Origin of the sequence: Pseudomonas sp. FSL W5-0299 (genome assembly GCF_005930655.1) — a bacterium.
GTDB lineage: Bacteria > Pseudomonadota > Gammaproteobacteria > Pseudomonadales > Pseudomonadaceae > Aquipseudomonas > Aquipseudomonas mandelii.
Window position 1 is genome coordinate 277704 of sequence record NZ_RXHX01000003.1, and the last position, 12375, is coordinate 290078.

A 12375-nucleotide genomic window follows, 5' to 3' on the forward strand; every position below is an offset into this window, starting at 1 on the left:
ATTGACCGAACAAAGGCTTCCCATGAGTGAAGATGCACAAGATGTAGTACTCATTGTCGAGGATGACCCCTCGATTCTGATGGTATTGTCCGCTTACTTGTCGGGTGAGGGTTACCGGGTGCTGCAGGCCGAAAACGGCGAGCAGGCCTTCGAAATATTGGCGAGCAAGCCGCACCTGGACATGATGATCACTGATTTTCGCCTGCCTGGCGGCATCTCCGGCGTGCAGATCGCCGAGCCTGCCGTAAAGCTGCGACCAGAGCTCAAAGTGATATTTATCAGCGGTTATCCGCAGGAGATCCGCGAGACCGACAGCCCGATCACGCGCAAGGCGCCGATCCTCGGCAAGCCGTTCGATCTGGATGTGTTGCAAGAGCTGATGCAGGAAATGCTGTCGTAAATAGCCCCGAAGCCCCCGTCATGGGGGCTTTCAGATTCGGATCATCTCCCGCACCTTGGCCGTCAACAGGTCGAAGGTGAACGGCTTAGTGATCATCTGCATGCCCGGGTCAAGGAATCCACCGCGCACTGCCGCGTGTTCGGCATAACCGGTAATGAACAATACTTTCAGATCAGGCCGGTACTGCCGACCGATTTCCGCCAGTTGCCGGCCATTCATCCCTGGCAATCCCACATCGCTGATCAACAAATCGATACGCTGGCCGGAATCGAGAATCGGCACCGCGCTGTCGGCATCGCCTGCTTCGACGAAGGCGTAGCCCAACTCACTCAGTACCGCGCTGACCAACACCCGTACCGCCGGATCATCCTCAACGATCAGCACGGTTTCTCCGTCCTGAGCATGAGGCGCGTGTGCGATGTCGATCAGCGTGTCCTCGACTAGCGCACCGTTGTAGCGCGGAAGATACAGGCTCACCGTCGTACCGTTGCCCACTTCACTCTCGATGGTGACGTGGCCGTGGGATTGCTTGCTGAAACCGTAAATCATCGACAAGCCCAAACCGGTGCCCTGGCCGATCGGTTTGGTCGTGAAGAACGGATCAAAGGCTCTGGTGATGGTGCCTTCCGGCATGCCGCAGCCAGTGTCGGTCACGCGCAGCACGACGTAATCACCCGGTTGCAGGTTGCTGTGAACCTGCGTGAAACCTTTGTCCAGATGCTGATTCGAGGTGTTGACCACCAGTTTTCCGCCTTCGGGCATGGCGTCGCGGGCGTTCAGCACCAGGTTGAGGAGGGCGCTTTCGAGTTGGTTGGGGTCGGCCTCGGCCACCCACAAGTCCTCGCTCAACTGCATGTCCAGCTGAATGCTTTCGTTGATGCTGCGCTGCAGGAGTTCGCCCATGGACACCACCAGGGTATTCATTTTCACGGGTTTTGAATCCAGCGACTGGCGTCGGGAAAACGCCAGCAGACGATGGGTCAGACCGGCCGCGCGATTGGCCGAGGTCACTCCCAGATCGATCAGGCCGTCCAGGTCATCGGTGCGACCTCGGGCCAGGCGTCGACGTAGCAACTCGAGGCTGCCGATGATGCCGGTCAACATGTTGTTGAAGTCGTGGGCGATACCACCGGTGAGTTGGCCGACAGCCTCCATTTTCTGCGACTGTCTGAGGGCTTCTTCGTTATGACGCAGTTGGGCGGTACGTTCCTCGACCTGTTGCTCGAGGGTTTCCAGCGTATTTTGCAGACGCAGTTCGCTTTGGCTCAGGTCAATCAACCGGTCCCTGGCTTCATACTGCCGTCGTCGCCCACGCAATGCGGTAGTGACCAGGCTGATCAATGTCACCGGATGAAACGGGCGCTCGAGGAAGGTCACGTTGCCCAATTGCGGTCCGAGACGTGACGCGGGGTTTTGTTCCGGCCCGCCGTGGTGGGTCAACAGTACGATCGGCAGGTCTGACCAGGCCGGTTGTTCCTCGATCAGGCCCAGCAGCGGTTCGAGGTCGCAACCCAGCAAGGCTTCCGAAGAAATCAACAACAGCCCGGCACCTTGTGCCAGCTCGCTGCACAGCGTGACCAGATCCCGTGTCACAAGACCCTCGAATCCCGCCTCGTTAAGCATCATCAGCGCAATCTGGCTGTCACGTCCCAGCGGCGCGAGAATAAGCGCGCGCTCGGACATCGCCTCGACAACACTCACCGTTCATCATCCTTGAGCAGTGGCTGGCTGGCACCCAGATAGGTTGGAACGCCGCGCAATACACCTTGGAATGCATCCAAAGGCTCGCCGATGGTCATGCCTGCGCTGCCGATGCGGTATTCGCGAATGGTCGATTCGTGGCTGCCGGTGCGTTTTTTGATAATTGAAATGGCCCGGCGAACCTTGCCTACCGCTTCGAAGTAGCGCAACAGAATCACCGTGTCAGCCAGATAAGTAATGTCGACCGGGGCCTGCATGTCCCCGACCAGCCCATGTTGGGCCACTGTCATGAACGTCGCGGCGCCTCGGCGATTGAGGTACAGCAGCAACTCGTGCATGTGTAGCACCAGCGCGTTTTCCTCGGGCATCGCGGCCTGATAGCCGTTGATGCTGTCGATCACCACCGTTTTGATGTTGCGCTCATCGACGCAACGACGAACCCGGTGCGAGAACTCGCCGGGGGACAGTTCGGCGGCGTCGACTTGCTCGATCAGCAGGTTGCCGGTGTCTTGCAGCGCCTGCAGGTCGATGCCCATGTTTTTCATGCGTTCGAACAGCAGTCCCAGCTCTTCATCGAAGATAAACAGCGCGGCTTTCTCACCCCGGGCGACGGCCGCGGCGGCGAAGATCATCGAGATCAGCGACTTGCCGGTACCGGCCGGGCCGAGAATCAGCGTGCTGGAACCGGTCTCGATGCCGCCGCCGAGCAGGGCGTCCATTTCCTTGATGCCGCTGGTCAACTGCTGGCGGATATAACCGCCGCGGTGTTCAGCGGCGACCAGACGAGGGAAGACGTGCACACCGTCGCCCATGATCGTGAAGTCATGGAAGCCGCCACGGTACTTTTGACCGCGATACTTCACGACACGTATGCGCCGGCGTTCGGCGCCGTAGTTGGGCGTCAGTTCTTCCAGGCGAACCACGCCGTGCGCCACGCTGTGCACGGTTTTATCGAGGGATTCGGTGGTCAGGTCATCGAGCAGCAGCACGGTTGCGTCGTAGCGCACGAAGTAGTGCTTGATCGCCAGGATCTGCCGGCGATATCGCAGGGAACTCTGGGCGAGCAAACGGATTTCGGAAAGGCTGTCGAGGACCACACGGGTCGGCTTGACCCGTTCGACCACTTCGAAAATCTGTTTGGTTGCTTCGCCCAGTTCAAGGTCCGAGGAGTACAGCAGACTCTGCTGATGTTCGGCATTGAGCAGGCTTTCTGGCGGTGTCAGTTCGAAGATGTGGATGTTTTCATCCAGCTCCCAACCGTGGGACAACGCCCCTTGGCGCAGTTCGCGCTCGGTTTCTGAAAGCGTGATGTACAACGAGCGCTCGCCGGCACGGGCGCCGGCCAACAGAAAATGCAAAGCGACGGTGGTTTTGCCGGTTCCGGGTTCACCCTCCAGCAAGAACACATGGCCGCGGGACAATCCACCGGCCAGGATGTCATCCAGACCGTCGATGCCGGTGGCGGCTTTTGCACTGAACAACTCGTTAGATGTAGACAAAAAAAACCCTCTCATGACTAGGGGAAGCGAGGCAGCAGGCTTGAAGTGCCTGAATGGACTGCCTGATCACTTGACCTTTTGCCGTGGCGACGGTTCAACCTTTTTGCCGGTGTGATATCAGTGGCGTTATAAACCCTGCTGCAACGCCGGATCGTCTGGATTGAGTTGTTCCAGCTGCGCCAGAAGGATCTGCACGTTCTGCAATTGTCCGCTTTCTTTCCAGTAGTTGATGAGCAGCACTCGCGCCTTGCGATCCGCCGGATGGCGCTGGACGATTTCCTGCAACTGTTTTTGCGCCGCTTCCAGCTCTTGCTCGCCGTGCAACGTAGTCGCAAGGTCGTAGCGGTAATCCTTGTTGTTCGGCTCGATCTCGACCGCTTTGGACAGCCCAAGCAGGGCAAATTCACTTTGCCCGTGATGCAGCAACCAAAGCCCCAGGGCATGTTGCAGGTAGGCAGAGTCGGGTTGAGCCTTCAACTGTTTCGCCAGCAATTGCCGGGCTGCGTCGCTTTGGCCTTGTTTATCCAGCACTTCAATCTGCATCACCAACGCCGGCAGATTGCCCGGCTCCAGTTGCAGCGTGCGTTCCAGCGCCTGCTGCGCATCTTTCAGTTCGGCATTGTGCAAGTGCAGACGGGCCAGCTGGTATTGGGTTTCGGCGCTTTCCGGGAGACTTTTCAGGTCCCGTTCCCAGGCATCGATGGCTTGCTGCAACGGCCCGAAATACAAGCCCAGGTCATCCGGCGATAAACCCAGCAGCGCGTTGATCGCGGCAGACCGGACGCTTTGTTCGCTGTCGTCGAGTAATGGTCCGATCAGCAAACTGCGCTGCCCACTGGGCACCAGTCCGCCAATGCTTTTGATGGCGGCGATGCGCACGTCGGCCGACGGGTTTTGCAGGTCTGCATCCGCCAGTTTCAAGGCTTGCGGGCTCGGGTAGTTCGGCAGTTCGGCATGCAGCCAGACACGGCGCTTGGGCGACAGGTCAGGGCGACCCAGCTGCTGGTAGAGCACCCGTGCGGCCCCCGGTTGCCCGGCACGTGCCTGGGTCAACGCTTCGCTATAGCCGCGCTTGATGGCTTCCGGCACCACGGGCGTCGTGCTGCGCAGGAAAAACCAGGCAAGAGCGATGGCGAACAGGACACAGAGGCTGATGAGCAAGTAGCGGCGGGACTGGGGCATGCAGGAATCCGGGGCTGGCAGCTTTTGCAAAGCTGTCAGCTTCGGTCAGGTGGGCGTGTGAGTCAAACCCTGACTCAGTCCGATGCCGGCGATTTTGCCTACAAGTCACGTCGACGTTGAAACCGGTCGAAGCCTTGAAGCAGTGACTACGCTTGCTGGAGATGGCTCGAAGAGTGTTCCCATGCAACCGCTGCTCCAGTACTTCAAGGCGATGATCAACCCCGGGCTCAAAACCGACCCTGATCCCTGCTATGGCAACGGGCTCACATTGTCTTCTGAAAAAGCAAAAAAAAGCCCCGCGACCGAATGAGGCGCAGGGCTAAAAAGTTGGTTGGTTGCGGCCAACCAAAGGAGCTCTTTAAAAATTACTTGCTGGCGACCGTCTCTGGTTGCCAGCCACCGCCAAGGGCTTTGTAGATCGCGACAATGCCGCGATAAAGATCGGTTTCCGCCGAGGCCTGGGTATCTTCAGCCGCCAGACGCTCACGTTGGGCATCCAGCAGGACGAGGAAGTCCACGGTGCCTTCGCGGTAGCGGATTTGCGCCAGGTCTGCGGCGGCGCGGCTCGCTTCGCTTTGACGGATCAGCGAGATCAGCCGTTGCTGACGTTTACCGTAGTCGCTGAATGCGTTTTCCGATTCTTCCAGCGCCAGCAGCACTTGCTGTTCGTAAGTCGCCAGCGCGCCTTCGGCATCGGCATCGGCGCCGCGCAGACGGGCTCGCACGCTACCCAGGTCAAACGCAGCCCACGTAATGCTCGGGCCGAGCGCCCAGGCATTGGCCGCCGCAGAACCGATCTGCGAACCACGGCCGGCGGTAAAACCAAGGAAGCCGCTGAGGCTGACCCGAGGGAACAGATCAGCCTTGGCCACGCCTATACGGGCGGTGGAGGAGGCCAGTTTGCGCTCGGCGCTGAGGATGTCCGGACGACGTTGCAGCAACTGCCCCGGGTCACCGATCGGCAATGCTTTGGCAATCGCCGGCAAGTCTTTTGGACTCAAGTCGACAGTCAGCTTGTCCGGACGCTCTCCCAGCAGGGTGGCGATACGGTTTTTCTGTCGAACCTGTTCGGCCTGTAACTGCGGCACGCTGGCTTCGACCGAGGCCAGGCGTGCATCGGCACGCTCGACGTCCAGTTGATCGCCGACGCCGGCATCACGCAGGCTTTCGGTGATCTTGCGCGACTCCTGCTGGTTGTTCAGGTTGGCCAGGGCAATCTTTTCGCGCAACTGTGCGCCGCGCAATTGGCCATAAGAATCCACCAGTTCGGCAATCATGGTGACTTGCAGTTGGTACAGATCGGCTTCGAGCGCCTGCTGTTCGGCATCGGCGGACTCGAGGTTGCGCTGGATACGCCCAAACAGGTCGATCTCCCACGCCATGTCCAGGCCGAGGTCGTAACGTTCGCTGTTGACCCGTTTGGTGGTCTGGCCCGGGATCTGACCCTTGCCCAAGTCACTGCTGGCGCGGCTGGTGATGGTGGGCATGGCGTCATTGCTGACGTCATCGCGAATCGCCCGGGCCGCTTTCCAGCGGGCGAAGGCCACGCGCAGATCACGGTTGCCTTGCAGCGATTGAGTCACCAACTGGTTGAGGGTCGGGTCTTCGAACTGCTGCCACCAGATGCCTTCGAAACGCGAGCGGTCGAAGTTTTTCTGGCCGGCAGCTCCGTCGGTGGCAGTGGTGATGTTGGCCGGCTCAGTGGCGGGTGTCTTGTAGTCCGGGCCGACGGCACAGGCACTCAAGGCCAGTACCAGAAGGCTCGGCAGGAAGGCTTTAAGGCTCATTGTTGCGCCTCCAGTTTCAGGGCCTTGGCCGCTTTGCGCTTTTCACCGCGCTCCACAAAGTTACGAATCAATACGTAGAACACCGGTGTCAGCAACAGACCGAAGAAGGTCACCCCGAGCATCCCGGAGAACACCGCCACACCCATGGCGTGACGCATTTCGGCACCGGCACCGCTGGAGAAGACCAGAGGCACAACACCCATGATGAACGCGAAGGAAGTCATCAAGATCGGACGCAGACGCAGACGGCATGCTTCCAGGACCGCAGCCAGCGGGCTGAGACCTTCGTCCTGCTGTTTATCCTTGGCAAACTCGACGATCAGAATCGCGTTCTTACACGCAAGTCCCACCAGTACGATCAAGCCGATCTGGGTGAAGATGTTGTTGTCGCCTCCCGAAGCAATCACACCGATGATGGCCGACAGCAGGGTCATCGGTACGATCAGGATCACCGCCAGTGGCAGGCTCCAGCTTTCGTATTGGGCCGCGAGCACCAGGAACGCCAGCAATACGCAGAGCGGGAACACGAACAGCGCGGTGTTGCCGGACAGAATCTGCTGGTAGGTCAGGTCGGTCCACTCGTAGGTCATGCCGTTTGGAAGTTCTTCCTTGAGCAGTTTCTCGATCGCTGCCTGAGCCTGGCCGGAGCTGTAGCCTGGGGCTGCGGCACCGTTGATTTCAGCGGTGATGAAACCGTTGTAGTGCATCACGCGGTCCGGGCCCGAGGTGTCGCTGACCTTGATGAAGGTCGCCAGCGGGATCATCTCGCCTTTGTTGTTACGCACTTTCAGCTGACCGATCTGGTCCGGTTCGAGACGGAACTGTTGTTCAGCCTGGACGTTGACCTGATAGGTGCGACCGAAGCGGTTGAAGTCGTTGGCATACAGCGAACCCAGGTAGATCTGCAGGGTGTCGAAGATGTCGCTGACAGCCACGCCGTGGGTCTTGGCCTTTTCACGGTCGATGGCGGCATCGACCTGCGGCACGTTCACGGTGTAGCTGGTGAACAGCGCGGCCAGTTCCGGCACGTTGTGGCTCTTGGTGATGATGTTCATGGTTTCTTTGTACAGCTCGTCGTAGCCCAGGTTGCCCCGGTCTTCGATCTGCAGGCGGAAACCGCCGATGGTGCCCAGGCCTTGTACCGGCGGCGGCGGGAAGATCGCCATGTAGGCTTCCTGGATTCCGGCGAACTGGCCGTTCAATGCACCGGCAATCGCACCGGCCGACATGCTCGGGTCTTTGCGCTCGTCGAACGGTTTCAGGGTCACGAACACGATGCCGGCATTCGGGCTGTTGGTGAAACCGTTGATCGACAGGCCCGGGAACGCTACCGCACTTTCCACGCCAGGCTGTTTCAGGGCCAGGTCGGACATGCGTTTGATCACGTCTTCGGTGCGGTCAAGGCTCGAAGCGTCCGGCAGTTGCGCGAAGGCCACCAGGTATTGCTTGTCCTGGCCGGGTACGAAGCCGGTCGGGGTGTGGGCGAAACCGAAGAAGGTCAGCACCATCAGGCCTGCGTACAACAGCAGGGCAATACCGCTGCTGCGGATAACCCGGGCTACGGTGCCGACATAACCATGGCTGGCGCGTTCGAAGAACCGGTTGAACGGACGGAAAAGCCAGCCGCCCAACAGTTTATCCAGCACTTTGGTAAAGCGATCTTTCGGCGCATGGTGGCTCTTGAGCAGCACGGCGGCCAGGGCAGGGGACAGTGTCAGCGAGTTGAACGCCGAGATCACGGTCGAGATGGCAATGGTCAGGGCAAACTGTTTGTAGAACTGGCCGGTGAGTCCGGAAATGAACGCCGCCGGGATAAATACCGCACACAGCACCAGCGCCGTCGCGATGATCGGCCCGGTCACCTCTCGCATGGCTTTCTTGGTGGCTTCTACGGGCGTTTCTCCCAGCTCGATGTGCCTTTCCACGTTCTCCACCACCACGATGGCGTCGTCCACCACGATACCGATGGCCAATACCAGGCCGAACAGTGACAGGGCATTCAGCGAGAAGCCGAACAGGTGCATCACCGCAAACGTACCGATCAGCGAAACCGGCACCGCCACCAACGGAATGATCGAGGCACGCCAGGTTTGCAGGAACAGGATCACCACCAGAACCACGAGGATCAGCGCTTCGAAGAGGGTGTGGACCACCGCCTCGATGGAGCCGCGCACGAAGATCGTCGGGTCATAGACGATGCTGAAGTCCATGCCTTCCGGGAAGTTTTTCTTCAGTTCGGCCATCTTGTCGCGAACTTCGTTGGAGATCTCGATCGCGTTGGAGCCAGGGCGCTGGAAGATCGGGATCGCCACCGCAGGCTGGTTGTTCAGCAGCGAGCGCAATGCGTATTGGCTGGAGCCCAGCTCAACGCGAGCGATGTCTTTCAGGCGCGTGATTTCACCGTTGTCGCCGGAGCGAATGATGATGTTCTCGAACTCTTCTTCAGAAACCAGACGGCCCTGAGTGTTGACCGACAGCTGGAACGCAGTGGCATTCGGCGCAGGGGGCGCACCCAGTGCACCGGCAGCGACTTGACGGTTCTGTTCACGAATCGCGGTTACCACATCGGTGGCAGTCAGGTTGCGCGAAGCGGTCTTGTTCGGATCGAGCCAGACCCGCAGCGAGTAGTCGCCCATACCGAACAGTTGCACGTCACCGACACCGCCCAGGCGCGCCAGCTCATCCTTGATGTTGAGCAAGGCGTAGTTGGACAGGTAGAGCATGTCGTAGCGTTTGTCCGGCGAGGTCAAGTGCACAACCATGGTCAGGTCGGGCGACGCCTTGTCGACGGTGATACCGATGCGCGTCACTTCTTCTGGAAGTTTCGGCTCGGTCCGGGTCACGCGGTTTTGAACCTGCACCTGTGCATTGTCCAGGTCAGTGCCCAGTGCGAAGGTGATGGTCAGGGTGATCTTGCCGTCAGCGGTGGACTGCGAGGACATGTACAGCATGTTCTCGACGCCGGTAATGGCTTGCTCCAAGGGAGCGGCCACGGTTTCACCGATGACTTTTGGGTTGGCGCCGGGGAAGTTCGCACGCACCACAACGGTCGGTGGCACGACTTCCGGGTATTCGCTGATCGGCAACTGGAACAGCGAGATGGCACCGGCGATCAGGATCAGCAGCGAAAGCACCGCTGCGAAGATCGGCCGTGAAATGAAGAATTGGGAAAAATTCATCGGAGTTGTCGTCCCTTAACCGCGTGGAGTCGCAGCAGCCAGTTTCACAACCGTACCCGGCGCGACCTTGGCAGGTGCGACTTGGGGCAGGTTGCTGGCTTCCAGCGCTTGTCGTTGTTGTGCGAGTGCCGCAAGGGTTTGTTCGCTGGCCATCGGGATCACTTCAGGGGTGACCGGCGAGCCAGGGCGAACCCGTTGCAGCCCCTTGACGATGACGGTGTCATCCTTGTTCAGGCCGCTGCGCACGATGCGCAAGCCTTCGATCTTCGGCCCCAGTTCGACGGAGCGATAGGCCGTCTTGTTGTCGGCATCCATCACCAGCACGAATTTCTTGCCCAGATCGGTTCCGACCGCTTCGTCGTTGATCAGCACGGCGGAGTAAGTACCGCTGCCGACCAGTTTCAAACGGGCATATAAGCCTGGGGTGTACTGTCCGTCAGCATTATCAAAGACCGCGCGACCGCGGATGGTGCCGGTTTTCGGGTTGACCTGGTTGTCGACGAAGTTCATCACGCCCTGATGCGGGTTGCCGTCTTCGTTGGACAGGCCGAGGTAAACCGGAGTGGTTGCACCGCGTTTGCCCTGGCGAGCGAGCTGGGTGTATTTGAGGAACACACGTTCGTCGGCGTCGAAGTAGGCGTAGACCTTATCGGTGGAAACAACGCTGGTCAGCGCGGTGGTGTCGGCGGTCACCAGGTTGCCGGCGGTGATTTCCGCACGGCTGACGCGACCGCTGATGGGCGCGGTGACGCGGGTGAAGCTCAGGTTCAGTTTGGCCAGGTCCAGTTGAGCCTGGAGAGCGCCGACGGCGGCGCGGGCTTCCTGGGCTGCACTGGTGCGCGAATCGGCCAGTTCGGCGGAGATCGCGTTGCTGGTGCGCAAGCGTTCGCCACGCTGGGCTTCGTTTTCGCTGCGGGTGGCGTTGGCGCGGCCTTGGGCCACCAGTGCTTCGAGGCGGCGGACCTCGGCCTGGAATGGGCGTGGGTCAATCTGGAACAGCAGGTCACCTTTCTTGACCAGTGCGCCTTCGGTGAAGGCCACTTCATCAATCTGGCCGGAGACCCGTGGACGAATTTCTACGGTTTCTGGCGCTTCAAGGCGCCCGGTGAATTCGTCCCACTCGTTGACCGGTTGTTCCAGTACCTTGGCGACGCTGACTTTCGCCGCAGGCATGGTAGCGGCAGACTCCGGAGCCTTGCCGCAGGCGCTCATCACCAGTACGGCCAACATGGCCAATGGGAAGCGCAAATGTTTGAGTGACTGTTCCATGGATGCATCCGCCAATGTATTGAGATGGGCGGATGATGAGCGGCGGGGTGGTATCGCACGAATCGAATGAAGCAAAGGTAACTATCATTCGGAATGATATAAGTCTGAAGCCAGCCCTCTAGCATGCGCCTTACATTGGACGGCGATCAATTGGATTGATGACAATTCTATGTTGCGCAGAATGCAAGGGATTGGCTTGAGACCGAGTCGCGGGCAAGCCCGCTCCCACAGGGAATTGTGCCGCTGATTAAATCCCTGTAGGAGCGAGGCTTGCCCGCGAAGAGGCCATCAGCCCCAACAAAAGATCAGGATCACGCCAGGCTATCCGGATCCCCGAAGAACATCTGGATCCTGGAGCGCAACCAACGTTCACCCGGGTCATTATCCTGCGACCCACGCCACGCCATGTGCAATTCAAAGCTGCGCACCGGCAAGGGCGGATCTTCAGCTCGCACCCCGCCAGCCGCCGTCAACGCCTCAGCGGTATAGTCAGGCACCGTCGCGACGATATCGGTCCCGCTGATGAGTGTGCTGAGCCCGTTGAACTGCGGCACCGCGAGCACCACATGACGTTTGCGCCCGAGCTTTTCCAGTTCTTCATCTATAAAGCCGCTCAGGTCACCGGCAAACGACACCAGCGCATGGGGGCGGGCGCAGAAGTCATCGAGGCTCAATGGCCCCGGCACCGTATCGGCGCGCAACAGCTTCGGCATGCTGCGGCGCAGCACTTTGCGCTTGGCGTTGGCCGGCAGGTCGGCGGTGTAGCTGACGCCGATGGAAATCTCCCCCGAGGCCAACAGGCTCGGCATCAGGATGTAGTTGGCCCGACGCACCACCAATACGATCCCCGGCGATTCCGCACGCAAACGCTTGAGCAGCATCGGCAGCAGCGCGAACTCGACATCGTCCGACAGGCCAATGCGGAACACCGCCGTACTGGTCGCCGGGTCGAATTCTGCCGCACGGCTGACCGCCGTGGAAATCGAATCCAGGGCAGGAGAGAGCAGGGCGAAGATTTCCACCGCGCGAGCGGAAGGCTCCATGCTGCGCCCGGTGCGCACGAATAACGGATCATCGAACAGCCCGCGCAGGCGTGAGAGCGCCGCACTGATGGCCGGCTGGCCGAGGAACAATTTCTCCGCAGCACGGGTCACACTGCGTTCGTGCATCAATGTTTCAAAAACGATCAACAGGTTCAGGTCGACACGACGCAGGTCATTACGATTCATCTGGAGTCCTGGCAGAGTCATCAAGCTTGACGAGAGCGGCCATATGAGAACAATGGCCGGCATGAATATTACGGGGAAAGGCTGCTACTCTGCACCGAATAATTCAGTTTCCCAGGAACGGATGCTCCG

The 12375-nt window shown here is 59.7% G+C and carries 9 protein-coding genes; 2 read left to right on the top strand and 7 right to left on the bottom strand.

What is annotated here, in order from left to right:
• Window positions 1-22: 22 nt before the first annotated feature.
• Window positions 23-400: a response regulator gene (locus tag FHL16_RS06860; protein WP_059405185.1), complete on the top strand. Its 378-nt coding sequence runs from the start codon at window positions 23-25 to the stop codon at window positions 398-400.
• A 30-nt stretch (window positions 401-430) separates the two neighbouring features.
• Here FHL16_RS06860 and FHL16_RS06865 read toward each other — a convergent pair whose 3' ends face one another.
• From FHL16_RS06865 to FHL16_RS06875, 3 genes are all read right to left on the bottom strand, one after another.
• On the bottom strand, window positions 431-2083 hold the full coding sequence (locus tag FHL16_RS06865; protein WP_154505554.1) for an ATP-binding protein: 1653 nt from the start codon (window positions 2081-2083) through the stop codon (window positions 431-433).
• A gap of 14 nt (window positions 2084-2097) precedes the next feature.
• Complete coding sequence (locus FHL16_RS06870) at window positions 2098-3600, bottom strand: ATPase domain-containing protein (RefSeq protein WP_010460440.1); 1503 nt, start codon at window positions 3598-3600, stop codon at window positions 2098-2100.
• Between the two features lie 126 nt (window positions 3601-3726).
• Window positions 3727-4782, bottom strand: coding sequence for a tetratricopeptide repeat protein (locus tag FHL16_RS06875; protein ID WP_010460438.1), 1056 nt, complete (start codon window positions 4780-4782; stop codon window positions 3727-3729).
• Window positions 4783-4963: 181 nt separating this feature from the next.
• On the opposite strand from FHL16_RS06875, the gene FHL16_RS34695 reads away from it, so the two are divergent.
• Window positions 4964-5092 (top strand): hypothetical protein, encoded by a 129-nt coding sequence (locus FHL16_RS34695; protein ID WP_256577972.1) that lies wholly within the window; start codon window positions 4964-4966, stop codon window positions 5090-5092.
• A gap of 55 nt (window positions 5093-5147) precedes the next feature.
• On the opposite strand, the gene FHL16_RS06880 is transcribed toward FHL16_RS34695, so the two are convergent.
• From FHL16_RS06880 to FHL16_RS06895, 4 genes are all read right to left on the bottom strand, one after another.
• Entirely contained in the window at window positions 5148-6569 is a 1422-nt protein-coding gene (locus FHL16_RS06880; protein ID WP_010460436.1) for an efflux transporter outer membrane subunit, read from the bottom strand.
• Window positions 6566-9748: an efflux RND transporter permease subunit gene (locus tag FHL16_RS06885; RefSeq protein ID WP_077747842.1), complete on the bottom strand. Its 3183-nt coding sequence runs from the start codon at window positions 9746-9748 to the stop codon at window positions 6566-6568. The genes FHL16_RS06880 and FHL16_RS06885 overlap by 4 nt, the downstream gene beginning before the upstream one ends.
• A gap of 15 nt (window positions 9749-9763) precedes the next feature.
• The gene (gene mexE, locus FHL16_RS06890) at window positions 9764-11017 is read right to left on the bottom strand and encodes a multidrug efflux RND transporter periplasmic adaptor subunit MexE (RefSeq protein ID WP_010460432.1); all 1254 of its coding nucleotides are present in this window, start codon (window positions 11015-11017) and stop codon (window positions 9764-9766) included.
• 311 nt (window positions 11018-11328) lie between these two features.
• Window positions 11329-12246: a LysR family transcriptional regulator gene (locus tag FHL16_RS06895; RefSeq protein ID WP_008156370.1), complete on the bottom strand. Its 918-nt coding sequence runs from the start codon at window positions 12244-12246 to the stop codon at window positions 11329-11331.
• Window positions 12247-12375: the final 129 nt, after the last annotated feature.